At 70.1% G+C, this 24,542-nt stretch carries 18 protein-coding genes; 12 read left to right on the top strand and 6 right to left on the bottom strand.

Features of this window, described 5'->3' with window-relative positions:
• Window positions 1-115: 115 nt before the first annotated feature.
• Window positions 116-820 carry a ferritin-like fold-containing protein gene (locus tag QXK92_RS12445; protein ID WP_306241916.1) on the top strand — a complete coding sequence of 235 codons (705 nt, stop codon included), beginning with the start codon at window positions 116-118 and terminating at the stop codon, window positions 818-820.
• Here QXK92_RS12445 and QXK92_RS12440 read toward each other — a convergent pair.
• Window positions 817-1,557 (bottom strand): MmpS family transport accessory protein, encoded by a 741-nt coding sequence (locus tag QXK92_RS12440; RefSeq protein WP_306244375.1) that lies wholly within the window; start codon window positions 1,555-1,557, stop codon window positions 817-819. The two genes, QXK92_RS12445 and QXK92_RS12440, sit on opposite strands and share 4 nt — an antisense overlap.
• A 217-nt stretch (window positions 1,558-1,774) precedes the next feature.
• Here QXK92_RS12440 and QXK92_RS12435 point away from each other — a divergent pair, with 217 nt between their 5' ends.
• Window positions 1,775-2,029, top strand: coding sequence for a DUF3107 domain-containing protein (locus QXK92_RS12435; RefSeq protein WP_306241915.1), 255 nt, complete (start codon window positions 1,775-1,777; stop codon window positions 2,027-2,029).
• Here the strand turns inward: QXK92_RS12435 and QXK92_RS12430 are convergent.
• A complete protein-coding gene (locus tag QXK92_RS12430) occupies window positions 2,026-2,712 on the bottom strand; it encodes a TetR/AcrR family transcriptional regulator (RefSeq protein ID WP_306241914.1) in 687 nt (228 codons plus the stop codon). The genes QXK92_RS12435 and QXK92_RS12430 overlap by 4 nt on opposite strands.
• 181 nt (window positions 2,713-2,893) lie before the next feature.
• Here QXK92_RS12430 and QXK92_RS12425 point away from each other — a divergent pair, with 181 nt between their 5' ends.
• The 4 genes from QXK92_RS12425 (at window position 2,894) to QXK92_RS12410 (ending at window position 11,189) form a co-directional block, all read left to right on the top strand.
• Window positions 2,894-3,928, top strand: a complete 1,035-nt coding sequence (locus QXK92_RS12425) for a DUF3152 domain-containing protein (protein ID WP_306241913.1) — start codon at window positions 2,894-2,896, stop codon at window positions 3,926-3,928.
• Window positions 3,929-3,965: 37 nt separating this feature from the next.
• A complete protein-coding gene (gene moeZ, locus QXK92_RS12420; protein ID WP_306241912.1) occupies window positions 3,966-5,144 on the top strand; it encodes an adenylyltransferase/sulfurtransferase MoeZ in 1,179 nt (392 codons plus the stop codon).
• A 205-nt stretch (window positions 5,145-5,349) separates the two neighbouring features.
• On the top strand, window positions 5,350-6,204 hold the full coding sequence (locus tag QXK92_RS12415) for a TIGR02569 family protein (RefSeq protein WP_306241911.1): 855 nt from the start codon (window positions 5,350-5,352) through the stop codon (window positions 6,202-6,204).
• A gap of 242 nt (window positions 6,205-6,446) precedes the next feature.
• Window positions 6,447-11,189 carry a PE family protein gene (locus QXK92_RS12410; protein WP_306241910.1) on the top strand — a complete coding sequence of 1,581 codons (4,743 nt, stop codon included), beginning with the start codon at window positions 6,447-6,449 and terminating at the stop codon, window positions 11,187-11,189.
• 14 nt (window positions 11,190-11,203) lie between these two features.
• Here QXK92_RS12410 and QXK92_RS12405 read toward each other — a convergent pair whose 3' ends face one another.
• Together QXK92_RS12405 and QXK92_RS12400 are read right to left on the bottom strand one after the other, a co-directional pair.
• A complete protein-coding gene (locus QXK92_RS12405) occupies window positions 11,204-11,500 on the bottom strand; it encodes an MGMT family protein (protein WP_306241909.1) in 297 nt (98 codons plus the stop codon).
• A gap of 2 nt (window positions 11,501-11,502) precedes the next feature.
• Window positions 11,503-12,237, bottom strand: a complete 735-nt coding sequence (locus QXK92_RS12400; RefSeq protein ID WP_306244374.1) for an alpha/beta fold hydrolase — start codon at window positions 12,235-12,237, stop codon at window positions 11,503-11,505.
• Between the two features lie 117 nt (window positions 12,238-12,354).
• Here QXK92_RS12400 and QXK92_RS12395 point away from each other — a divergent pair, with 117 nt between their 5' ends.
• The 4 genes from QXK92_RS12395 to nudC are packed head-to-tail and all read left to right on the top strand — an operon-like array spanning window position 12,355 to window position 20,733.
• Window positions 12,355-15,453 (top strand): ATP-dependent DNA helicase, encoded by a 3,099-nt coding sequence (locus tag QXK92_RS12395; RefSeq protein WP_306241908.1) that lies wholly within the window; start codon window positions 12,355-12,357, stop codon window positions 15,451-15,453.
• Complete coding sequence (locus QXK92_RS12390; RefSeq protein ID WP_306241907.1) at window positions 15,444-18,710, top strand: ATP-dependent DNA helicase; 3,267 nt, start codon at window positions 15,444-15,446, stop codon at window positions 18,708-18,710. Before QXK92_RS12395 ends, QXK92_RS12390 begins: the two co-directional genes overlap by 10 nt.
• A gap of 10 nt (window positions 18,711-18,720) precedes the next feature.
• Window positions 18,721-19,806 carry a TrkA family potassium uptake protein gene (locus tag QXK92_RS12385; protein WP_306241906.1) on the top strand — a complete coding sequence of 362 codons (1,086 nt, stop codon included), beginning with the start codon at window positions 18,721-18,723 and terminating at the stop codon, window positions 19,804-19,806.
• Window positions 19,807-19,815: 9 nt separating this feature from the next.
• Window positions 19,816-20,733: an NAD(+) diphosphatase gene (gene nudC / locus QXK92_RS12380; protein ID WP_306241905.1), complete on the top strand. Its 918-nt coding sequence runs from the start codon at window positions 19,816-19,818 to the stop codon at window positions 20,731-20,733.
• 15 nt (window positions 20,734-20,748) lie between these two features.
• On the opposite strand, the gene QXK92_RS12375 is transcribed toward nudC, so the two are convergent.
• Together QXK92_RS12375 and mrx1 are read right to left on the bottom strand one after the other, a co-directional pair.
• On the bottom strand, window positions 20,749-21,390 hold the full coding sequence (locus QXK92_RS12375; RefSeq protein ID WP_306241904.1) for a sensor domain-containing protein: 642 nt from the start codon (window positions 21,388-21,390) through the stop codon (window positions 20,749-20,751).
• Between the two features lie 70 nt (window positions 21,391-21,460).
• The gene (gene mrx1 / locus QXK92_RS12370) at window positions 21,461-21,706 is read right to left on the bottom strand and encodes a mycoredoxin Mrx1 (protein ID WP_306241903.1); all 246 of its coding nucleotides are present in this window, start codon (window positions 21,704-21,706) and stop codon (window positions 21,461-21,463) included.
• A gap of 99 nt (window positions 21,707-21,805) precedes the next feature.
• Here mrx1 and QXK92_RS12365 point away from each other — a divergent pair, with 99 nt between their 5' ends.
• Entirely contained in the window at window positions 21,806-23,905 is a 2,100-nt protein-coding gene (locus tag QXK92_RS12365) for an ATP-dependent DNA helicase UvrD2 (protein ID WP_306244373.1), read from the top strand.
• A 372-nt stretch (window positions 23,906-24,277) separates the two neighbouring features.
• The gene (locus tag QXK92_RS12360) at window positions 24,278-24,541 is read left to right on the top strand and encodes a WhiB family transcriptional regulator (protein ID WP_306241902.1); all 264 of its coding nucleotides are present in this window, start codon (window positions 24,278-24,280) and stop codon (window positions 24,539-24,541) included.
• Window position 24,542 lies beyond the last annotated feature (1 nt).

Here is a 24,542-nt window from a genome sequence, read left to right as displayed (position 1 = left end):
CGCACATTTCTTTTGGGCAGTGACAGCACAGATTCAGCCACTGCCTACCAAGCATGATACCTGGTCGCCCAGCGGGCACCCATGTTCCGTTAATCCTGCCGACTAAAGTGTCACCATGCCTTCGCCATCCACCGCCGACTCCCACGACAAGGCGGCCGATTCGCCCAGGCCCCGGCTGCCGGCGGATCACCCTGGCGTCAACGAATTGTTCGCGCTGCTCGCATACGGCGAGGTGGCGGCGTTCTACCGGTTGACCGAAGAGGCGCGGATGGCCCCGAACCTGCGGGGCCGGATCTCGATGGCCAGCATTGCCGCCGCCGAGATGGGGCACTACGAGCTGCTGCGGGACGCCCTGGAACGGCGCGGTGTCGACGTGGTGCCGGCGATGTCGAAATACGTCTCGGCGCTGGAGAACTACCACCGGCTGACCACCCCGAGCACCTGGCTGGAAGCCCTGGTGAAGACGTATGTCGGCGACGCCCTGGCCGCCGACCTGTACCTGGAGATCGCCGACGGGCTGCCCGACGAGGTGGCCGACGTGGTGCGCGAGGCCCTGTCCGAGACGGGGCACTCCCAGTTCGTCGTCGCTGAGGTGCGGGCGGCGGTGACGTCCAGCGGCAAGCAACGCAGCCGGCTGGCGCTGTGGTCGCGGCGGCTGCTCGGCGAAGCGATCACCCAGGCGCAGTTCCTGCTGGCCGATCACGACGAACTGGTCGACCTGGTGGTTTCCGGGACGGGCGGGCTGGGGCAGCTGGGCGCGTTCTTCGAGCGGCTACAGCACACCCACGACAGCCGGATGCGCGAACTCGGGTTGAGTTAGCGGGTGCAGGTCGCCAGGGCGGAACTGGTGGTCGACGCCTTCACTACCTGACCCTGCGCGTTGACGATCGAGCAGTTCAGCTGGCCGTAGATGCTGGTCGCGATCACCGATTCGGTCTGCACGCCAGGATTGAGCACGACAACCTTCGTCCAGGGCAGCGCGACGTTGAACTCGGTCACCGGGAAGCCGCGGGCGTCGGTATAGGCGATGTTGACCAGATCGAAGAGCTGCTTGGTGCCCGTCACGCTGTAGACGACGGTGCGTGGGTTGATCGCCGCGCCGGGCGGGGCGGCTGTCGGAGCCGGGGCAGCGGTCGGTAGCCGCGGCGTTGCCGTCTTGGTGGGCGCGTCGCTGGGCGCGATGGTGGTGACCGTCTCCGGGGGGAGTAGGCCGCGGGATGAGGTCGGCGGGGCACTCGCGGTCGCGCTCGGCGGCGCACTGGATCGGGGCGTCGTGATGGCCGTACGGGGGGCCGGCACCCCGACCGTCGCCTTGGTGGTGGCGCTGTCGCCGCTGTTGATGATCACCGCGGTGGCAATGGCTCCGATCGCCACAACGGCGCCGAGGAACATGGCGATCGGGCGCCAGCGGCGGTCGGCGGGCCATGCCCATTCCTCGTCGGTTTGGTAGTCGGAATCGTCCCAGCTGTCGGTCTCCGGGTCGTCGTCGTCGAAGTCTGCGGCGTAGCTTTCCGCGCGAGCGTCATCGCCCGGGAACTCTTCGAGGTCTCGGACGATGTCGTAGAGGGTGTCACGGATGTTACTGATGGTGCCGATGTTAATGACGTGGACGGACCGGTTCAGGGCTGCGACGGGTGCCTAAACCGAATCGTGATGGGTTTGTTCACTAACCGCGAACTGCCGGTTTGGGGGGCGGGGCGCTGTGCCGGTCCGACCCGTCCACTAGCCTGCTGCACAGACGCCTGCGACGAAAATGCCAACGGAAGGGGCCCCGGTGGAGGTCAAGATCGGTATCACGGACAGTCCGCGCGAGCTGGTTTTCTCCAGTGCGCAGACGCCTGGTGAGGTCGAGGAGCTCGTCGGTGCCGCGCTGCGCGAGGACTCCGGTCTGCTGAGCCTGAACGACGAGCGCGGCCGGCGCATCCTGGTCAACGCGGCCAAGATCGCCTATGTCGAAATCGGTGTCGCGGACGCGCGCCGGGTCGGATTCGGGGTCGGCGCCGAAGCGGTGGCCAAAGCCAAGGCTTAGGAACGGGCGAGCGGCACGTGTGACAGGCCGCCCCAGGCGAACTGCACGGTGCCCTCGACCGCGTCGGACTTCGAGATCGGACGATCCGAGTCCAGCCAGTACCGGGCGCAGTCGACGCTCATGCCGACCAGTCCCACCGCGATCATCCGGGCGCGGTGCGGGTCCAGGCCCGAGTCTTCGGCGATGAGTGCGAAAACAGCGTCGATGCACGATTCGGTGGCCGCCCGCACCTGCGCGGCGACCTCGGGCTCGGTGACGTAGTCGTTTTCGAAGATCAGCCGGTAGCCCTGGCTGTCGTGCTCGATGAAGTCGAAGAAAGCCTGCACCGCCGAGTGCAGTCGGCGCCGGTTGTCGGTGGTGCGGCCCAGTGCCTGCTGCACGCCGCTGACCAGGTTCTCCACGTGCCGATTCAGCACCGCCAGGTAGAGTTCCAACTTGCTCGAAAAGTGTTGATACAGAACCGGTTTGCTCACTCCGGCGCGGTCGGCGATTTCATCCATGCCGGCGGCGTGGTATCCGCTTTCCACGAAGACGTCGCTGGCGACGATAAGCAGCTGGCCGCGGCGTTCGTCGCGCGGCAACCGGTTGCCCCGGCGGTTGGAGACCGGAGCGCCTTCGATCGGCCGAACACCGTCGGCCGATCTGACGGCACGTCGCTGCGCCGTCTTGGCTAGATCGCTCATCGTCCTCAATCTGATCGCTTTCGGCCGGCGACCGTTCAGCCATCCCCCTGGGCCGCCCTTGTATTGCCATGACCTTACTACCTGCGGACTCGTTGGGGTGTGAGGTCGATATGAAGCAGGTCGGCGGGTTTTCGGGCGCGCCAGGGCCGGTTGCCCCCGGCTACTGTGCCATCCTGGGGAAATGACGTCCCAGTGGCCGCCCCGCGATACCGGTCGGGCGCCAGTGCTGCGTGACGACTGGCGTGAGCCGCTGCGGGCGCAGCGTGACCCGCTCGGCCAGAGCGCGGGGCGGGTGCGCGCGGACCGGGACCGGCCGCGCCAGTGGCGCAAGCAGACCTGGCTGGGGCGGTTCGTGTCCACCTACGGCTGGCGGGCGTACGCGCTTCCGCTGCTGACGGTGCTCACCCTCGTCGTCGTGTACCAGACGGTCACCGGCACCAGCACGCCCAAGCCCGCGGCTCACACGATCCACAAGGAGCCGCCGACCATCGGTGCGGTGGGCACGTCGATCATCGACACGCCGCCGCGCGGCCTGGTCGCGTTCGACGCAAACCTGCCGGCCGGAACGCTGCCCGACGGCGGCCCGTACACCGAGGCGGGCGACAAGACCTACCGCGTCATCGAGGGGACCACTCCGCAGATCGGTCAGGGCACCAGCAAAGTGTTCCGCTACACCATCGAAATCGAGAACGGTCTGGACCCGAACATGTACGGCGGCGACAACGCGTTCGCGCAGATGGTCGACATGACGCTGGCCAACCCCAAGGGCTGGACCCACAACCCGCAATTCGCGTTCATCCGGATCGACGGAAACAGTGGGAGCAAGCCGGATTTCCGGGTCTCGCTGGTCTCACCGGTCTCGGTGCGGGAGGGTTGCGGCTACGAGTTCCGGCTCGAGACGTCGTGCTACAACCCGTCTTTCGGGTCTGATCGGCAGTCTCGGGTGTTCATCAACGAGGCGCGCTGGATTCGGGGAGCCGTGCCGTTCGAGGGTGACATCGGCTCTTACCGGCAGTACGTGATCAATCACGAAGTGGGACACGCCATCGGGTACGTTAAGCACGAGCCGTGCGATCAGCAGGGCGCGCTGGCGCCGGTGATGATGCAGCAGACGTTCTCCACGTCCAACGACGACGGGGCCAAGTTCGACCCCGACCAGGTCAAGGCCGACGGCAAGACGTGCCGGTTCAATCCCTGGCCTTACCCGATCGCGTAGGTTCTCGCGGGCGTGCTGATCGCCTAACCTCGATGTTGTGACGCCAACGTTGCCGCCGCTTGTGGAACCCGCCGCGACACTCAGCCGTGAGGAAGTGGCGCGCTACAGTCGCCATCTCATCATTCCCGACCTGGGTGTCGACGGACAGAAGCGGCTGAAGAACGCCCGGGTGCTGGTGATCGGGGCCGGAGGGCTCGGATCCCCGACGCTGCTCTACCTCGCAGCCGCCGGTGTCGGCACTATCGGGATCGTCGACTTCGACGTCGTCGACGAATCCAATCTGCAGCGCCAGGTCATCCACGGCACGGCCGACGTGGGACGGTCCAAGGCGCAGTCGGCGCGCGACTCGATCGTTGCGATCAACCCGCTGATCGAGGTGCGACTCCATGAATTCAGGCTGGAAGCTGACAACGCCGTGGACCTTTTCAGCCAGTACGACCTGATCCTGGACGGCACCGACAACTTCGCCACCCGTTATCTGGTCAACGACGCCGCCGTGTTGGCGGGCAAGCCGTACGTGTGGGGATCGATCTACCGTTTCGAAGGCCAGGCGTCGGTGTTCTGGGAGGACGCACCCGACGGGCTCGGGCTCAACTACCGCGACCTCTACCCGGAACCGCCGCCCCCGGGCATGGTGCCGTCCTGCGCTGAGGGCGGTGTACTGGGCATCATCTGCGCCTCGATCGCGTCGGTCATGGGCACTGAGGCAATCAAGCTGATCACCGGCATCGGCGAGACCCTGCTCGGCCGGCTGATGATCTATGACGCGCTGGAGATGAGCTATCGCACCATCAGGATCCGGAAGGATCCCACTACGCCGAAGATCACCGAACTCATCGACTATGAGCAGTTCTGCGGTGTGGTCTCGGAGGACGCCGCCGCGGCGGCGAGCGGTTCCACCATCACACCGCAGGAGCTGCGCGCCATGATGGATGCCGGCAAGAAGTTGGCCCTGATCGACGTTCGCGAGCAGGTGGAGTGGGACATCGTGCACATCGACGGCGCCCAGCTCGTGCCGAAGGGGCTGATCATCTCCGGTGAGGGCTTGGCGCAGCTGCCGCAGGACCGGGTGGCCGTCCTGTACTGCAAGAGCGGGGTGCGCTCGGCGGAAGCGCTGGCTGCGGTGAAGCAGGCCGGGTTCTCCGATGCCGTGCACCTGCAGGGCGGGATCCTGGCGTGGGCCGCGCAGATGCAGCCCGACATGGTGGTGTACTGACTGCGGCGCGCAGGCGCCTCTGGCAGATGGGATTGTCGGGCTCCTCAGCGCGTCCGTTCCGACGCGCATCGTCGCCCGCTGGGCTGGATTGTCGGGCTCCTCAGCGCGTCCGTTCCGACGCGCATCGTCGCCCGCTGGGCTGGATTGTCGGGCTCCTCAGCGCGTCCGTTCCGACGCGCATCGTCGCCCGACTAGGCTGACCGCTGTGACTGTCGAGCCGCCGCCTGAGCATGTGCTGGCAGCGTTCGGTTTGACCGGAGTCCAGCCCGCGCCCCTCGGCGCCGCCTGGGAAGGCGGCTGGCGGTGCGGTGAAGTGGTGTTGTCCATGGTGGCCGACAACGCCCGCGCGACATGGTCGGCCCGGGTGCGTGAGACGTTGTTCGTCGACGGTGTGCGGCTGGCCCGGCCGGTCCGATCCACCGACGGTCGCTACGTGGTGTCGGGCTGGCGGGCGGACACCTTCGTCGCGGGTGCACCGGAAGCCCGCCATGACGAGGTCGTCTCGGCGGCCGTTCGCCTGCACGAGGCCACCGGCAAGCTGGAGCGCCCCCGTTTCCTGACCCAGGGACCCACCGCACCGTGGGCTGACGTCGACGTCTTCATCGCCGCCGACCGTGCCGCGTGGGAGGAACGGCCGTTGCAGTCGGTGCCGCCCGGCGCGCAGACCGCGCCGGCATCCGCGGACGCGCAGCGCTCCGTAGAGTTGATCAATCAACTCGCCACGCTGCGCAAGCCCACCCGCAGCCCCAATCAACTGGTACACGGAGACCTTTACGGCACAGTGCTTTTCGCGGGCACCGCGCCTCCCGGCATCACCGACATCACCCCGTACTGGCGGCCGGCGTCCTGGGCGGCCGGTGTGGTCGTCGTCGACGCGCTGTCCTGGGGCGAGGCCGACGACGGCCTCATCGAACGCTGGAGCGCGCTGCCGGAATGGTCACAGATGCTGTTGCGCGCGTTGATGTTTCGTCTTGCGGTCCATGCTCTGCATCCACGGTCCACCGCCGAGGCGTTTCCGGGTCTGGCCCGTACCGCGGCGATGGTGCGGATGATCCTCTAGCGCGCCGGCCTACTTCACGCCAGATATCTCACGCGGAAGTACCAGGGGTATGGCAATTTGCTGCCCAGAAACCGTACAAGAGGCCCCTTTCTCCGCAATAGGTATCGATCTGTAAAATTGTTCGACACAGCCCGCACAACGAATAACTTTTCTATAACGAACGTAAAAATCTGGCCTCATATCTGGCACCGCGAATAACATCTGCGGATCGGGAATCTCTGCGGGAAAGTGGGGCCGTTGCCATGTCGTATGTGATCGCTGCAACCGACGCCCTCATCGCGGCGGCGTCGGACGTCGCGAGCATCGGATCAGCGATCAGCGCAGCCACTTTTGCTGCGGCGCTGCCCACCACCGAGGTGCTGTCGGCGGCCGCCGACGAGGTCTCGACGCGCGTCGCGGACCTTTTCGGGGCACACGCAGCGGGCTACCAGAAGGTCGCCGCCGAGGCGGCCGCTTTCCACGATCAATTTCTGCACTCTTTGGCGGCCGGATCGGCTTCGTATTTCCACACCGAAGCCCTGGGTGCCGAAATAATTCGGCAATCGCTGGATGCCATTAACACTCCCACTTTTGCATACTTCGGACGCCCGCTCATCGGGAATGGCGCCGACGGCGCGCCGGGTACCGGCCAAAGCGGTGGCGCCGGTGGCATCCTTTGGGGCAACGGCGGTGCCGGAGGCTCCGGCGCGACCGGGGCGAACGGCGGCAACGGAGGAGTGGGCGGCAGGGGTGGCGCTGCCGGATTGATCGGCTCCGGTGGTGCCGGTGGTGCCGGCGGTTCCTCTACGACAGGGATCGGCGGCGCCGGTGGTACGGGTGGCGCGGCAGGGTTGCTCGGTTCTGGTGGCGTCGGCGGTGCGGGGGGGCTCTCGGTTAGCGGTACCGGTGGTCGCGGTGGTGCCGGCGGTTCCGGCGGACTGCTGTTCGGCAACGGTGGGACGGGGGGTTCCGGCGGCCCACACAGCGGTACCGGCGGTGCCGGCGGCCGTGGCGGATTGCTGTTCGGCAACGGTGGCGCGGGGGGTTCCGGCGGAGACGGCGCAGTCGGGCTCCCGGGCTATGACGGGTTCCTGCCGGGCGCAGACGGCAGCAACGGCGGAGTTGGCGGCGTCGGCGGACACGGTGGTGCAGGTGGCCACGCCGGCCTGCTGTTCGGCGCCGGCGGCGCCGGCGGCGCCGGCGGTACGGGTGGGGTGGGGGGTGGCGGCGGTCATGGTGCAGGTGGCGACCTCGGACTCACCGGCGGGGCGGGCGGTGACGGTGGCCTCGGGGGGTCCGGCGGCATCGGTGGGGCATCGGGTCACGGAGGCGGCCTTTTCGGCAAGGCTGGTGCACCCGGTGTCGGCGGTGCCGGCGGTGACGGCGGAGTTGCCGGCTCGGGTGGAGCGGGAGGTCATGGCGCCGTAGTCAACGGGATCGCCGGTAGCGGCGGCGACGGCGGCAGAGGCGGTAATGCGGGCATCGGCGGTGCTGGCGGCAGGGCCGGCGCACACGGTGGAGTTGCCGGGGTGCACGGCCGAAGCTGGATCACCGGTGGCGATGGGGGTGCGGGCGGTTCCGGCGCCGATGCGACAACTGCCGGCGCAGCCGGCGGTGCCGGCGGCAAAGGTGGTGCGGGTGGCTCCGTGGGCAACGGCGGCGCCGGTGGCGCCGGAGGCAATGGGATGTCCGCTGCGCAGGTCACCGAGCCGGGCGCCAGCGGCACCCCCGGCGGTGCCGGCGGGGCCGGCGGAGCGGGCGGTGCCGGCGGGACGATCTCGGGTAATGGCGGTGCCGGGGGCTCCGGTGGTACTGGGGCAGACGGTAGTAGCGGCGTCACCGGATCGGTCGGCGGTGCGGGCGCCAACGGCGTTGATGGCGGCAACGGTGGTGCCGGCGGTAAGGGGGGCGCCGGTGGCGCCGGCGGGGCCGCGCTCGGCATTGGGGCCGGCGGTCATGGCGGTGCCGGTGGCAACGGCGGTCACGGCGCAGCTCCGGGTGATGGCGGTGCCGGCGGCAACGGCGCGGTTGTGAACGGTGTTGCGGGCAGCGGCGGTGACGGAGGCAAGGGCGGTGACCCCGGTGCCGCCGGAGCCGCGGGTCTGGGTGGCGCCGGCGGTACCGGAACTCAACCGGGTGCAATTGGGGCCGACGGTAATGCGGGTTCAACTGCTACCGCCGGCGGGAAGGGCGGCGCCGGCGGTTCCGGCGCCGACGCGACCGCTGTTGGTGGGGCTGGCGGTGGCGGAGGCAAGGGTGGTGCCGGGGGATCGGTAGGCGACGGCGGTAACGGAGGTGCCGGCGGTAACGGATTGGCGGGTACTCAGGGACCAGGCCCCGGTAGCGACGGTGGTGCCGGCGGTGGCGGTGGCGCCGGAGGCGACGGCGGTGCGGGCGGTTCGACGTCGGGCAACGGCGGTGTCGGAGGTGCGGGCGGCCACGGCGCGAGCGGCGGTTCGGGTGCGAAGGGTGCCACCGGCGGTGCCGGGTTGACCGGTGGTGACGGTGGTAGCGGTGGTGTGGGCGGCAAAGGCGGCGTTGGTGGCCTCGGCGGCACCGCGATCGGGAAGGGCACCAGCGGTCAGGGCGGAGCGGGCGGTAATGGCGGTCAGGGCGGAGCGCCGGGCGACGGCGGTAGCGGCGGGAACGGGGTGGTGGTCAACGGCACTGCGGGCGACGGTGGGGACGGCGGCCGCGGCGGCGAGCCCGGCGCTGGCGGTCTCGCCGGCCTTGGCGGAGCTGGGGGCGCCGGCGCCCGCCCTGGCATTGACGGGGCGTCGGGCAACGCCCCGTCCGCTGGCGGCAACGGCGGCGTCGGCGGAACCGGGGCCTCGGCGACCAGCGATGGCGGCGCGGGCGGCGCCGGCGGTAGAGGCGGTGACGGCGGTTCGGTCGGCAACGGCGGCGCTGGTGGCAACGGCGGAAATGGCGCGAAGGGCGTTCCAGGTGCCAATGCGACCGATCCCGGTCAACACGGCATGACGGGCGGCACGGGCGGTAGCGGTGGAAGCGGCGGGGCCGGTGGCCTCGGGGGTAAGAGCTCCGGTGGCGGCGGCGACGGTGGATCCGGCGGCCTGGCCGGCGCGGGGGGTGCCGGGGGTGCCGGCGGTTCCGCCAGCGGTAGCGGCGGCGACGGTGGTAACGGCGGCAGCGGAGGCAGCGGCGGGCTCGGCGGTCTCGCCCAAGCTGCCGGCGGCAAACCAGGCGAAATGGGCGCCGGTGGCAGCGGCGGCACCGGCGGCGCCGGCGGTGTCGGTGGCACCGGAACGGATGGCATTTGGTTCGGCGACGCGGGCATTGCCGGAGGTGCTGGCGGCAACGGCGGCTCGGGCGGCAGCGGCGGAACCGGCGGAATTATCGGTGGAAGTGGGGGCGCCGGTGGCGAGGGTGGTATCGGCGGCACGGGCGGCAGAGGCGGGGTCAGCGGCACCGGCGGCACCGGTGGCGGGGGTGGTACTGGTGGAAAGGCCGGCCTCGGCGGTGCCGCACTGTCACTCGGCGGGCAGATAGGCGCCGTAGGCACCGGCGGCACCGGTGGTGTCGGCGGCATCGGCGGGAACGGCGGCAACGGTATGAGCTACGCCACTGCGGGTGCTCCCGGTACCGCTGGAGGCATCGGCGGTGATGGCGGCGCTGGCGGAAAAGGTGGGGCCCCCGCCGTCGACGGTGCCACCGGAGGTGGCGACGGCGGACGCGGCGGTGCCGCTGGAACTGGCGGTGCCGGCGGCAACGGCGTCACCGGCGCCGCCAGCGGCGGAGCCGGCGGCAACGGCGGCAACGGCGGCAACGGCGGCAATGGCGGCGCGGGCGGCGCCGCCGGCGGCGCCGGAGCCAAGGCCGGTAATCAGGGCGACGCGGGAAGCGGCGGCGCGGGAGGCGTCGGGGGCAACGGCGGGACCGGCGCGAACGGCTACAACCCCCCCGGGCAAATCAACACCGGGCAAGTGGGATCCGGTGCCAATGGGGCAGGTACCAGGCTCGAAGATGTCGGCTTCGGGGTCAAACACCTGATAGGCGACAGTGGCGCAAGTGGGCCGGACTCCTCGCTTCCCGGCATAAGAGGCGGCAATGGCGGCGATGGCGCAGCCGCCGTGAACGGCGAACTCAATATCAACATCCGTGCCTTCGGCGGCACCGGCGGCGTCGGCGGTACCGGCGGGTTCCGCGCACAAGGTGGCAACGGCGGTTGGGGCGGAAACGCTTCCAACTTCCCCGTTTTCTATGCCTACGCCGGCGATGGCGGTGTAGGCGGCACCGGTGGCTACGGGGGCAGCGGCGGCACTGGCGGCAACGGCGGATACAACGCTTTTCCCGTCGAAGATTTCTTGGGGACGCGCAACACTTACGGCAACGGCGGCGCCGGCGGCACCGGCGGCGTGGGTGGCGGTACCGGCGGCATCGGCGGGATCGGCGGTAATGGCCCGATCAATCCCCTACTCAGCACTAACGGCCCGGCCGGCGGCACCGGCGGCAGTGGCGGTACTGGCGGAAAGGGCGCGTCACTCAGTGACGGGTATGGCTACGGCGCCGGGCCCGGCGGTGCCGGTGGCAGCGGTGGAAACGGCGGCAACGCCGGAAACGGCGGCGGCAACGCCGTCGGTGGCAACGCGGGTGCCGGGGGCGCCGGCGGTACCGGCGGCTATGGCGCGCCCGGCGGCACGGGTGGCACCGGTGGCAGCGGCGGCAACACCAGTGGCGGCAACGGCGGTAGTGGCGGCGACGGTGGCATGGGTGGCACCGGCGGTACCGGCGGTATGGGCGGCAATGGCGGCACCGGCGGCACGGGACCCAACGGTGGCGTCAACGGCGGCGGCGGTGCCGGGGGTGCCGGCGGCGACCCCGGCGTCGGCGGCGGCGGAGGAGCCGGCGGCGCACCCGGCAGCGGCGGACCTCCTGGTTATCCCCTCAATTACGTGCAGGGCCAGTGGGGTGCACCGGGCAATTACGGCCCCATCGGATTGACGGGTGAGACCGGGACGTCCGGTGCAGCCGGCCTAGCAGGCTGACGGCTTGCGGCACTTCAGAATTCGTGCCGGACCTCGCACAGCCGTATCCGCCCGTCGACCGCCAGCACTCCCTCCGCGCGCAGCAGCTCCAGCTGCCGGGTGGTGAGGTGGGCGGCGGGTCTGCCCGACGCGGTGATAACCCGGTGCCAAGGCAGGTCCGCGGAGTCTGTGCGCATGATCCAGCCAACGATGCGTGGGCTGGAAAGCTCTGCGGCAGAAGCGATGTCACCGTAGGTGGACACTCTGCCGGGCGGGATGGCCGCGACCAGAGCGCGTACCCGCTCGATCTGCTCGTCGGTCACCGCGGCCACGGCTAAACCAGCTGCAGCCGCTTGCGGACCAGGGCGGCGACGTCGTCGGGCTTGGCGTGCGGAACCATGTGATCACATTCGTAGTCGAGCAGCTCGAAGTCGTCGCCCAATCGCTCACGCAGTCCTGCGACCAACTCCTCGCTGACATAGGGTGGCGACGTCCACCGGGCCCGCACCAGCGTCGTCGGCACCCCGGGCGGGGGCAGCACAACCGCACGTGCCAACTCGCTCCAGTACGCCATCATCGCCGGCAGGCTGATTCGCCAGCCGTACCGCCCGTTGGGCAGCTGCACCAGATGCTCCTCCACGTCGGCGTCCAGCACCGCCGGATCCACGTCCGCCCACACGCCGCCGCCCTTCTCCTGGCGTGCCTCGGACCGCTCGGCATAGTCGGGGGAGCCGAACATCGCCTCGGCGATCTCAGCCATCCACTGCCCGTCCAGGCCGATCGCGGGATCCAGCAGCAGCAACGACGACACCAGGTCCGGTCGGGCCGCCGCCAGATGCATCGCCACCGCAGAACCGAACGAATGCCCGACCACCAGCACCGGAGCCTCGGCGTCCGCCTCGAGCAGGGCGGCGAGCGCAGTGACGTTGGCGTCGATGGTCCACGGTGCGGCCCACGACGAGCGGCCGTGCCCGATCAGATCCGGTGCGGCCACCGCGATTTCCGGCACGTAGTCCGCGAAGTGCTGCCAGCGCCGCCCGTGACCGGTCAATCCGTGCAATGCCAGCATCTGGAGCGGGCCGGCCGGGCCGAAGCGGTGCACATGAAGGGTCACGCTTCGATGATGCCAGTCCGCGTCATACCTGCTCGCGGCAACTTGTCGGACCTCCGTGGTTGCATGCCGGGCATGGCGTTGCAGTGGGATGGGCAGGTGCGCGAGGTGCTGCAGCCCGGGTCGCGCGGTCAGGTGCGCATCCTCGGCGGCCCCGGGACCGGCAAGAGCACCTTGCTGGTCGAGGCTGCGATCGCCCATATCGCGGCGAACATAGCTCCGGAATCTGTTCTGCTGCTTGCTGGTTCGGGCCGGATCGGCATGCGCGAACGCAGCGCGTTGACCAGGGCGATGCTGGCATCGAGCACGACGGCGGCCGTGCGCGAGCCGTTGGTACGTACGCTGCACAGCTACGCCTATGCCGTGCTGCGCCGCGCGGCGGAGCGGGCTGGCGGACCCCCGCCACGACTGCTGACCAGCGCGGAACAGGACGCCATCATCCGGGAACTGCTGGCCGGGGACGCCGAGGACGCCAACCGGTGGCCCGAGCACCTGCTGCCCGCCCTGTGCACCGCGGGGTTCGCCAACGAACTGCGAAACTTGTTGGCGCGCTGCGCAGAGCGTGGCCTCGACCCCCAGCAGTTGGAGCGGCTGGGGCGTCGTTGCGGACGCCCGGAGTGGGCCGCGGCCGGTCAGTTCGCCCGACAGTACGAACAAGTGATGCTGCTGCGGGCGGCGGTCGGCACCGCGGCGCCGCAGGCGACGGCGCCGGCCCTGGCCGCCGCGGAACTCGTCGGCGCCGCATTGGAGGCCCTCGCGGTCGATCCCGAGTTGCTGGCCGCCGAACGGGCCCGGGTCCGGGTGCTGCTGGTCGACGACGCTCAGCAACTCGATCCGCAAGCGGCGCAACTGGTTCGGGTGCTGGCGGCCGGTGCCGATACCGCCCTGATCGCGGGCGACCCGAACCAGGCGGTCTTCGGCTTCCGGGGTGGCGAGTCCGCCGGGCTGCTCGGCGTCGACGGACCGGCGGTGACATTGACGGAGTCCCATCGCTGCGGCCCCGCCGTCGCCCGGGTGATCAGCGGCATCGCCGGCCGGCTGCCCGGCTCCAGCGCCGGCAGGTGCATCGAGGGCTTAGGCAAAGAGGAAGGAGCGGTCACCGCGCGCCTGGCCGCCTCGGCGCACGCGGAGGCCGCACTGATCGCCGACACCCTGCGCCGGGCACATCTCGTCGACGGCGTGCCATGGTCCCAGATGGCGGTGATCGTCCGATCGGTGCCGCGTGCGGGCGCCCGGTTACCCCGCGCGCTGGCCGCCGCCGGCGTCCCGGTCGCACTACCGCCGACCGGCGGGTCGCTGTCGGACGAGCCGGCAGCCCGCACGCTGCTCACCGTCCTGGCCGCCACTGCCGACGGGCTGGACAGTGACCAGGCGCTGGCGCTGCTGTCCGGGCCGATCGGCCGGGTGGACCCGGTCTCGTTGCGGCAGCTGCGCAGAACCTTGCAACGCGGCCGGTCGGAAGCCTTCGGCGAACTGCTTGTGGAGACGCTCAACGGCAACGGGGCGTTGGCGGGGCCGCAGTCCGGCGCGCTGCGACGGGTACGTGCCGTGCTGGCCGCCGCCGCCCGGTGCCATCGCGGCGGAGGCGACCCGCGCTACACCTTGTGGGCGGCATGGCACCGCAGCGGCCTGCAGCGGCGCTGGCTGGCAGCCATCGAGCGGGGCGGCCCGGCGGGGGCCCAGGCCACGCGGGATCTGGAAGTGGTGACCGCGTTGTTCGATGTCACCGACGCCTACGTCACACGCACCGCCGGCGCGTCGCTGCGCGGGCTGGTCGAGCATGTCGAGGCGCTGCGGCTGCCGCCCGCCGGCCGCGATTCGGGTTCGCAGACGCAGCAGGTCAAGGTGCTCAGCGCGCACGCGGCGCTGGGACAGGAATGGGATGTGGTGGTCATCGCCGGGTTGCAGGACGGCTTGTGGCCCAACACGGTGCCGCGCGGCGGCATCCTGGCCACCCAGCGACTGCTCGACGGACTCGACGGCGTCACCGGCGAGGCGTCGGTGCGGGCGCCGCTGCTGGCCGAGGAGCGCCGGTTGCTGGTTGCCGCGATGGGCCGGGCCCGCCGCGCGTTGCTGGTGACGGCGATCGACAGCGACACCGGCGGCAGCGGGGGAGAAGCCGCCCTGCCATCGCCGTTCTTCTTCGAGATCGCGTCGCTGGCAGGCGAGGAAGCCGTTGTGGCCCAACCCGTTTGCTCACCGCGGGTGCTGTCCGCCGCAGCGGTGGTGGGCCGGTTGCGGTCGGTGGTGTGCGCACCAGAGGGCACGGTCGACGAGAACGCCAGATCCTGTGCCGCAACGCAATTGGCCCGCCTGGCCGAGGCCGGGGTGCCGGGGGCCGACCCTTCGGCATGGCACGGGCTGGTTGCGGTCAGCACCGACGCTCCGCTGTGCGGCAGCGACGACGTCGTCACGCTGACACCGTCCACACTGCAGACCTTGACGGATTGCCCGCTGCGCTGGCTCGCCGAGCGGCACGGGGGAAGCAATCCGCGCGAGCTGCGCTCGGCGATCGGTTCGGTGGTGCACGCGTTGATCGCCGAACCCGGCAAGACGGAGTCTCAACTGCTGACCGAGCTGGACCGAGTGTGGCAGCACCTGCCGTTCGACGCCGAATGGCATTCGGCCAACGAACTCAGCCGGCACCGCGCCATGATTCAGGCGTTCGTTGAGTGGCGCGCACAGACGCGCGCCGAGTTGACCGAGGTCGGCGTCGAAATCGGCGTCGACGGAGTCCTGGAGGCCCCGCGCAGCGACGGGGGACAGGTCCGGTTGCGCGGCCGGGTCGACCGGCTGGAGCGCGACGCCGCGGGCCGGCTGGTCATCGTCGACGTCAAGACGGGAAAGACCCCGGTCAGCAAGGATGACGCCCAGCAGCACGCCCAGTTGGCGATGTATCAGCTGGCCGTCGCCGAGGGCATGATCCCGGACTTCCAAAGCGGACCAGACGAGCCCGGTGGAGCGCGGTTGGTTTACCCAGGCAAGACCGGAGCCGCCGGTGCCACGCAGCGCGAGCAGGATCCGCTCACCCCGCAGGCCCGCGAGCACTGGCGTGACCTGGTTCGCCAGGCCGCCGAGGCCACGGCCGGGCCCCAGTTCATCGCCCGGCGCAACGACGGCTGCTCGCACTGCCCGCTGCGGCCGTCCTGCCCCGCCCACGAGGGGTGCGCGTGACGAGCCCGCGGTACAGCCCCACTGAATTGGCCGATGCGCTGGGCATCTTCCCGCCCACCGAGGAACAGGCGGCGGTGATCGCCGCACCGCCGGGCCCGCTCGTCGTCATCGCGGGCGCCGGGGCCGGCAAGACCGAGACCATGGCGGCGCGCGTGGTGTGGCTCGTCGCCAACGGCTACGCCGAACCCAGCCAGGTGCTCGGCTTGACCTTCACCCGCAAGGCCGCCGGCCAGCTGTTGCGGCGGGTGCGCTCGCGTCTTGCGCGGCTATCTGGAGTTGGCCCGGGGCCGGGGGAGGGGACGCCGACGGTCAGCACCTATCACGCGTTCGCAGGCTCGCTACTTCGGGAATACGGCCTGCTGTTGCCGGTGGAACCCGATACCAGACTGCTCACCGAAACCGAGCTCTGGCAGCTGGCATTCGATGTGGTCAACGGCTACGAGGGCGCGCTGGAAACCGACAAGACGCCGGCCGCCGTCACCGCGCTGGTGTTACGGCTGTGGGGGCAGCTGACCGAACACCTCGTGAGCACCGACCAGCTCCGCGACACCCATCTCGAGCTGGAGCGGCTGGTGCACACCCTGCCGGCCGGGCCGCAGCAACGCGGTAGCGGTCCCAACCAGTCGCTGCTGCGCATGCTGGCCACCCAGACTCAGCGCGCCGAGCTGGTGCCGCTGCTGGATGCGCTGGCGCAACGCATGCGCGGTGCCAAGGTCATGGACTTCGGCATGCAGATGGCGTCGGCGGCGCGGCTGGCAGCGACGTTCCCGCAGGTGGGACGGGACCTGCGCAGTCGCTACCGCGTGGTGCTGCTCGACGAGTACCAGGACACCGGGCACTCTCAGCGCATCGCCCTGTCGTCATTGTTCGGCGGCGGCGCCGATGACGGGCTGGCCTTGACTGCGGTCGGCGACCCCATCCAGTCGATCTATGGCTGGCGCGGCGCCTCGGCGACCAACCTGCCGCGATTCACCACCGACTTCCCGCTGTCCGACGGATCGCCGGCGCCGACGCTGGAGTTGCGGACCAGCTGGCGCAACCCCCCGCGAACGTTGCAGCTCGCCAACGCCATATCGGCCGAGGCGCGGCGGCGCTCGGTCGCCGTGCGGCCGCTGCGCCCCCGCCCGGACGCCCCGCCGGGCACCGTCCGCTGTGCGCTGCTGCCCGATATCGTGGCCGAGCGTGACTGGATCGCCGGCCACCTGCAGGAGCATTACCGGCACGCCCGCGACGAAGGGATCGCGCCGCCCACGGCCGCGGTCCTGGTGCGCCGCAACGCAGATGCCGCCCCCATCGCGGATGCGCTGCGCGCCCGCGGGATCCCCGTGGAGGTCGTCGGCCTGGCGGGCCTGTTGTCCGTCCCGGAGGTCGCCGACGTGGTGGCGATGCTGCGCCTGGTCGCCGACCCGACGGCCGGCGCGGCGGCGATGCGGGTTCTCAGCGGCCCGCGCTGGCGCCTCGGCGGGCGGGATATCGCCGCGTTGTGGCGGCGCGCTCAGGAGTTGGGCGGTTCCGGGCGGGCCACCGAAGCGCTCTCGGCCGAGTCCATCGCGAAGGCAACCGGTCCGGACGCAGACGTCGCCTGCCTGGCCGACGCCGTTTCGGACCCAGGCCCGCCCGGCGGCTACTCGGCCGCCGGCCATCAACGGATCACAGCTCTGGCCGCCGAACTGACCGCGCTGCGGGGGCATCTGGGTCACTCCCTGCCCGACCTGGTCGCTGAGGTTCGCCGCGTCCTGGGGGTCGACTGCGAGGTTCGCGCCGCCGCCACCGGGCAATGGTCTGGCGCCGAGCATCTCGATGCCTTCGCCGATGAGGTCGTCGGCTACGCGGAGCGCGCCGGCGGCGCAGCCAAGGCCTCAGTGGCCGGCTTGCTCGCCTACCTTGACGTGGCCGCGGAAGTGGAGAACGGCCTGACACCTGCACAGCCGATCGCCGCCCGCGACCGGGTGCAGGTGCTCACGGTGCACGCCGCCAAGGGCCTGGAATGGCAGGTGGTCGCGGTGGCACACCTGTCCGGCGGGACCTTCCCGTCGAACGCGTCGCGAAGCAGTTGGCTCACCGACGCCGGTGAACTGCCGCCGCTGCTGCGCGGTGATCGCGCCGCGGCCGGCGCGCTCGGCATCCCGGTCCTGGACACCTCGGCCGTCACGAACCGAAAGCAATTGTCCGACACAATCACCGAGCACCGCGCTCAGCTCGACCAGCGACGCGTCGACGAGGAACGCCGACTCCTCTATGTAGGTGTCACCCGGGCCGAGGACACGCTGCTGATATCCGGGCACCACTGGGGTGCCACCGGGATCAAGCCGCGTGGGCCGTCGGAGTTCCTGGGTGAACTCAAAAACATCATCGAGGAGTCCGCGCAGGCCGGCCAAGCGTGCGGGGTCGTCGAGCACTGGGCACCCGCACCCGCCGACGGCGAGCGAAATCCCCTGCAGGACAACGTTGTCGAAGCGGTCTGGCCTGTCGACCCGTTGTCGCGGCGGCGCGCCGACGTCGAACGCGGGGCCGCGCTGGTCAGCAAGGCAAGGTCGGCGGATAACACGATGGACGTCGAGGGCAAGGCCGACCTCGAAGGCTGGGCCGCCGACGTCGACGCATTACTCGCCGAGCGGGCGCGCACCGCCCAGCCCCCGGAACATGCGTTGCCGAGCCAGCTCTCGGTCAGCGGCCTGGTGGATCTGGCCCGCGACCCCGAAGCGGCGGCGCAGCGGCTGATCCACCGGCTCCCCACCCGGCCAGATCCACATGCGTTGCTCGGCAACGCCTTTCACTCGTGGGTGCAGCAGTTCTACGGCGCCGAGTTGCTGTTCGACCTGGGTGATCTGCCCGGCGCGGCCGACTCCGACGTGGGTGACCCGCAGGAGTTGGCCGCTCTGCAGCAGGCATTCACCGCTTCGCCATGGGCGGCCCGCACCCCGATCGCGATCGAGGTGCCGTTTGAGATGCCGATCGGCGACACCGTGGTGCGTGGGCGCATCGATGCGGTCTTCGCCGACGACGACGGCGGTGTCACGGTGGTGGACTGGAAGACCGGTGAGCCGCCGCGCGGGCTGGACGCCAGGCGCCACGCCGCCGTCCAGCTGGCGGTGTACCGGCTGGCGTGGGCGGCCCTGCAGGGCTGCCCGGAATCGTCGGTGCGTACCGCCTTCTACTACGTCCGCAGCGGGGCCACCGTCGTGCCCGATGAGCTGCCCGACGCCGACGAGTTGAGCACGCTGCTGGTCGACTCCGGTCGCCCCACCCTCGCCTGATCGTGGTTACATGACTTCCGTGGCGAAAGGGAGCTGGCGGCGGCTGCGGCGTCTCGACGAGAGGCTGACCGTCCAGCCCAGTTATGCGCTCGTCGGCGTGCTGCGGATCCCGCAGGGCCATTCCAGTCCCGCCCGCATCATCTCCCGCCGGGTCAGCATCGCGCTGGTGGCGCTGTTGGTCGGCGCGGTCACCGTCTACCTCGACCGCGACGGCTACCACGACTCGCGCGGCGACAGCCTGACGTTTCTGGACTGCCTGTACTACTCCGCGGTGACGTTGTCGACGACCGGCTACGGCGACATCACGCCGGTCTCCGAATTCGCCCGGGCGACGAACGTTCTGATCATCACGCCGCTGCGCATCGCATTCCTGATCTTGCTGGTCGGCACGACGCTCGAGGTCGTCACCGAAACATCGCGGCAGGCTTTCAAGATCCAGCGTTGGAGGAACAGAGTGCGCAACCACACCGTCGTCATCGGCTACGGGACCAAGGGCAAGACGGCGATCGGGGCCATGCTCAGCGACGAAGTGCCACCCGGCGAAATCGTCGTCGTCGACACCGATCGGGCGGCCCTGGAGCGCGCCGCCTCGGCCGGCCTGGTCACCGTCCACGGCGACGCCACGAAATCCGACGTATTGCGGCTGGCCGGCGCGCAGCACGCCGCCTCGATCATCGTCGCCGCCAATCGTGACGACACCGCGGTACTGGTCACGCTGACCGCGCGGGAACTCTCACCCAAGGCAATGATCGTCGCCTCCATCCGTGAGGCCGAAAACCAGCATCTGTTGCAGCAATCCGGAGCCAACTCGGTGGTGGTGTCCTCCGAGACCGCCGGCCGGCTGCTCGGCCTGGCCACCACCACTCCGACAGTGGTGCAGATGATCGAGGACCTGCTGACCCCGGACCAGGGGCTGGCGATCGCCGAACGCGAGGTGGAACAGTCCGAGGTCGGTGGGTCGCCGCGGCATCTGCGCGACATCGTGCTCGGGGTGGTCCGCGGTGGGCAGTTGCTCCGCATCGGCGCGCCCGAGGTGGACGCCATCGAGGCGGGCGACCGGCTGCTCTATGTCCGCCACATCGCGGACGAACGATAGGGCCTGCGCGTGGACTTCAGGTTGCGGGACATTCCGCTGCTGTCGCGCGTCGGGGCCGATCGCGCCGACCAGCTGCGCACCGACATCGACGCGGCCGCGGCCGGGTGGCCCGACGCGGCGCTGCTGCGCGTCGATTCCCGCAACCAGGTACTGGCCGCCGGCGGCAAAGTGGTGCTCGGCCCGGCGGCAGCGGAGGGTGACACACCGCCTCCGGACGCCGTGTTCCTGGGGCGCGTCGAAGGCGGCCGTCACGTCTGGGCGATTCGGGGCCCGCTGCAGCCACCCGACGACGGCGAAGTCGAGGTTCTGGATCTGCGCCGGCTCGGACGCATCATCGACGACACCAGCAGCCAGCTGGTGTCGTCCGCGCTGGCGCTGCTCAACTGGCACGACAGCGCCCGCTTCAGCCCGGTCGACGGCACTCCGACCAAGCCGGCCCGCGCCGGCTGGGCGCGGGTCAACCCGCTCACCGGCCACGAAGAGTTCCCCCGTATTGACCCGGCGGTGATCTGCCTGGTCCACGACGGCGGCGATCGCGCGGTGCTGGCCCGCCAAGCGGTCTGGCCGCAGCGGATGTTCTCGCTGCTGGCCGGGTTCGTGGAGGCCGGCGAGTCGTTCGAAGTCTGCGTCGCCCGTGAGATCCGCGAGGAGATCGGACTGACCGTCACGGACGTGCGCTACCTCGGCAGCCAGCCCTGGCCTTTTCCGCGCTCCCTGATGGTCGGGTTTCACGCCGTGGGCGACCCGGAGGAACCGTTCTCGTTCAACGACGGCGAGATCGCCGAGGCGACCTGGTTCACCCGCGACGAGATCCGTGCGGCACTCGAGGCCGGTGACTGGTCCAGTGCGTCGGACTCCAAACTGCTGTTGCCGGGCTCGATTTCGATCGCCCGGGTGATCATCGAGTCCTGGGCCGCCGAAGGCTGAGCCGGCCGGGGCGCGCTACTTGATGCGGTCGCAGATGTTGTCCAGGATCGTGCTGGCGATCCGCTCGGCCGGCTCGATGCCCAGCACGCCGACCGACATCAACACCGACTTGCGGGCCCGGTACTGGTGACTCCACCCGTTGTCGGTGATCCGCAGACTCATCGCATCAGGCTTGTCCAGCTTGAATGCGTACTTCGGGTCGTTCAACGCGACGCACGCGTTCAGTGAGGCTTCCAGCTGATCGAGAGCAGAGCGGGCCGCCTGCGCATCGGGGTAGATCGCGACGGCCTGGCTCACCGAGTCCTTCATGGTGCGGCCGCCCGGGTCGAGGTCGTCGGTCACCCCGCTGTAGCCCGCGCTGCGAAACTCGGTCCAGCCGCTGGCGAAGGTGAGATCGCTGGTGCCGGCCGCCCGGCAGGGCCCCGGCGCGTTGACGTCGCCGGCCGGCGGGTGATTGAGGTTCGCATGGGCGTGCGTGGTGAGCTCTTCGTAGTTGGCGATGCGCCGCACGTCTTCGACGCTGACGATCAGCGCGTCTACTCCGGTGGCCGCCGAGGTGCTGGGAGCTGCCGGGGTGCTCTGGTGTGAGCACGCGGTGAGCGCGGCGAGTGCGAAGAACACGACGAAAATTGCCCGCCGGACCAGCGCCCCTGCCATGGTCCTTATCGTAAGCGCGACAGGACGCGACGGTCCGCACCAATTGGCCGCCCGTGTCGGCCGCCCGCGTTCAGCCGGTTAGCTTCGCCTTGACCTCGCTCGCGCTCGGATTGGTCATCGTCGACCCGTCGGCGAACTTCACGGTCGGCACCGTCCGGTTGCCCCCGTTCACGGAGCTGACGAAATCGGCGGCGGCAGAATCCTGTTCGATATCGACCTCGTCATAGGCGATGCCCTGAGCCTTCAGCGCCGTCTTGAGCCGGAAACAGTAGCCACACCAGCTGGTGGTGTACATGGTCAGCGCAGCGTTGGTCATGACTCGATAACGTAGCCCGACGATGAACCATTCCTGTGTCGGCCCGCCGAGAACCGGGACACGCCCGGCTTGTCGGCGGGCACTGCCAAGATGGACGGCATGCCGGTGATGGCCGATGCCTTGATCTCGGGGCTGGACGACGAGCAGCGCGAAGCCGTGCTCGCTCCGCGCGGCCCGGTCTGCGTGCTGGCGGGTGCCGGCACCGGCAAGACGCGCACCATCACCCATCGCATCGCTCAGCTGGTCGCCAGCGGTCACGTCGCCGCCGGCCAGGTGCTGGCGGTCACGTTCACCCAGCGCGCGGCGGGTGAGATGCGGTCCCGGCTGCGCGCGCTGGACGCGGCGGCGCAGAATGGCTCGCGCGTCGGCACTGTGCAGGCGCTCACCTTCCACGCCGCCGCGCACCGTCAGCTGCGCTACTTCTGGCCCCGGGTGGTCGGCAACACCCGCTGGGAACTGCTGGACACCAAGTTCGCCGTCGTCGCCCGGGCGGCCAGCCGGTGCCGGTTCAACGTCAGCACCGACGACGTGCGCGACCTGGCGGGCGAGATCGAGTGGGCCAAGGCGTCGCTGATCACCCCCGAGCAGTACGCGGGTGCGGTGGCAGGGGCCGGGCGGGACACGCCGCTGGACGCCGAGAAGGTGGTGGCCGTCTACGCCGCCTACGAGGCGCTCAAGGTCCGGGACGAGGACGTGACGCTGCTCGATTTCGACGATCTGCTGCTGCACACCGCCGCAGCGATCGAGAACGACGCCGCGGTGGCCGCCGAATTCCGCGATCGCTACCGCTGCTTCGTGGTCGACGAGTACCAGGACGTCACCCCGCTGCAGCAGCGGGTGCTGTCGGCCTGGCTCGGCGACCGCGACGATGTCACCGTCGTCGGCGACGCCAACCAGACCATCTACTCCTTCACCGGCGCCTCACCGCGCTTTCTGCTGGACTTCTCCCGGCGTTTCCCGGACGCCACGGTGGTGCGCCTGGAACGCGACTACCGGTCCACGCCGCAGGTCGTGTCGCTGGCCAACCAGGTGATCGCCGCCGCCCGGGGCCGCGTCGCGGGCAGCAAGCTACAGCTCATCGGTCAGCGGCCGCCCGGCCCGGCGCCGTCCTTCCGGGAGCATCCCGACGAGCACACCGAGGCCGCTTCGGTCGCGGCCGCCATCGCGCAGCTGATCGAAAACGGCACTGCGGCATCGGAAATCGCGATCCTGTATCGCGTCAATGCGCAGTCGGAGATCTACGAGGAGGCGCTGACCGAGGCCGGCATCGCCTACCAGGTCCGCGGCGGGGAGGGATTCTTCAATCGTCAGGAGATCAAACAGGCCCTGCTTGCGTTGCAGCGCGCGGCCGACCGCGGGCCCGAAGGCGACCTGGCAGAGGTCGTCCGCGGCGTCCTCGAGCCACTCGGGCTGACGCAGGAGCCACCCGCCGGCACCAAGGCCCGCGACCGCTGGGATGCCCTCACCGCACTGGCCGAACTGGTCGACGACGAGGTGGCCCAGCGTCCGGGGCTGGAGTTGCCGGGTCTGGTGGCCGAGTTGCGGTTGCGGGCCGATTCCCGGCACCCACCCGTGGTGCAGGGCGTGACACTGGCGTCCCTGCACGCCGCCAAGGGTCTCGAGTGGGACGCCGTGTTCCTGGTCGGCCTGGCCGACGGCACCCTGCCGATCTCGCACGCGCTGGCGCGCGGCGCCGACAGCGAGCCGGTCGAGGAAGAGCGCCGACTGCTCTATGTCGGAATCACCAGGGCCAGAATGCATTTGGCGCTCAGTTGGGCGCTGGCGCGGTCCCAGGGTGGCCGTCAGACCCGCAAGCCGTCCCGGTTCCTCAACGGCATCGCCCCCCAGACCCGGGTGGAGGCCGCGCCCGGCAAGTCGCGGCGCAACAAGGGCCCGGCGCGCTGCCGAGTCTGCAACAAGGACCTCTCCACGCCGGCGTCCATCATGCTGCGGCGATGTGAAACCTGCGCTGGAGACGTCGACGAGGAACTGTTGCTGCAGCTTAAAGACTGGCGCCTGGCAGCGGCGAAAGAACAGAATGTGCCGGCCTACATCGTGTTCAGCGACAACACCCTGATCGCGATCGCCGAACTGCGGCCCACCGACGAGGCGTCGCTGATCGCCATCCCCGGCATCGGTGCCCGCAAACTCGAGCAGTACGGCCCCGACGTGCTCGAGCTGGTCCGGCAGGCTCAGTGAAGCGGCATATCCGCAGGTCAGAAAATCGGTTGCCGAGCCCGGCCGGTACCGTTTAGTCTCGGTAACGTATTTTGTCGGCCGCTCGTAGCGCACACGGAAGGAGGGTGGCCCGCGATGATTTCGATGAATTTGTACGGCGTACGCGCCGCCGCCCGCCATGCCGCCGCTACCCCGGCGGCAGCGGGCAAGCACCGCGTCGCCGCCGCGACTGAAGCGTCCGTGAGGCTCAACGTAAAGACGTAAGCAGCCAGTTTTCGCCACATGGCCACGGACCGGAAGTCGATCCGTGGCCATCGTTGTCTCCGCAGACAACTTCCCTGGTCCGGATCACGCAAAGGACAACCAACCGACCAGGAAGCAGGTGAAAAGGACATGTCGGCATCGACAGTCCCTAGACGGACGCAGCCGGCTCTGCCGTGTCATGCCGGTGATCCCGACCTATGGTTTGCCGAAACCCCGGCCGACCTCGAACGTGCCAAAACGTTGTGCGTGCACTGCCCGGTGCGGCGCCAGTGCCTGGCCGCGGCGCTGGAACGAGCCGAGCCGTGGGGTGTCTGGGGTGGCGAGATCTTCGAGCGCGGCTCGGTCGTCGGTCGTAAGCGTCCCCGAGGGCGGCCTCGCAAAGAGGCCGCCTGAC

The sequence above is a fragment of the Mycobacterium sp. TY815 genome (assembly GCF_030755135.1).
Taxonomy (GTDB): Bacteria; Actinomycetota; Actinomycetes; order Mycobacteriales; family Mycobacteriaceae; genus Mycobacterium.
This window is presented reverse-complemented; position numbering and strand designations above follow the sequence as displayed.

Excerpts from the sequence above, each read along its gene's own strand:
- QXK92_RS12445 (WP_306241916.1), top strand. The coding sequence starts at position 116 with ATGCCTTCGCCATCCACCGCCGACTCCCACGACAAGGCGGCCGATTCG.
- QXK92_RS12395 (WP_306241908.1), top strand. The coding sequence starts at position 12,355 with ATGGCGTTGCAGTGGGATGGGCAGGTGCGCGAGGTGCTGCAGCCCGGG.
- QXK92_RS12410 (WP_306241910.1), top strand. The coding sequence starts at position 6,447 with ATGTCGTATGTGATCGCTGCAACCGACGCCCTCATCGCGGCGGCGTCG.
- QXK92_RS12365 (WP_306244373.1), top strand. The coding sequence starts at position 21,806 with ATGCCGGTGATGGCCGATGCCTTGATCTCGGGGCTGGACGACGAGCAG.
- mrx1 (WP_306241903.1), bottom strand. The coding sequence starts at position 21,706 with ATGACCAACGCTGCGCTGACCATGTACACCACCAGCTGGTGTGGCTAC.
- QXK92_RS12425 (WP_306241913.1), top strand. The coding sequence starts at position 2,894 with ATGACGTCCCAGTGGCCGCCCCGCGATACCGGTCGGGCGCCAGTGCTG.
- QXK92_RS12360 (WP_306241902.1), top strand. The coding sequence starts at position 24,278 with ATGTCGGCATCGACAGTCCCTAGACGGACGCAGCCGGCTCTGCCGTGT.
- QXK92_RS12375 (WP_306241904.1), bottom strand. The coding sequence starts at position 21,390 with ATGGCAGGGGCGCTGGTCCGGCGGGCAATTTTCGTCGTGTTCTTCGCA.
- QXK92_RS12385 (WP_306241906.1), top strand. The coding sequence starts at position 18,721 with ATGACTTCCGTGGCGAAAGGGAGCTGGCGGCGGCTGCGGCGTCTCGAC.
- QXK92_RS12400 (WP_306244374.1), bottom strand. The coding sequence starts at position 12,237 with ATGCTGGCATTGCACGGATTGACCGGTCACGGGCGGCGCTGGCAGCAC.
- QXK92_RS12430 (WP_306241914.1), bottom strand. The coding sequence starts at position 2,712 with ATGAGCGATCTAGCCAAGACGGCGCAGCGACGTGCCGTCAGATCGGCC.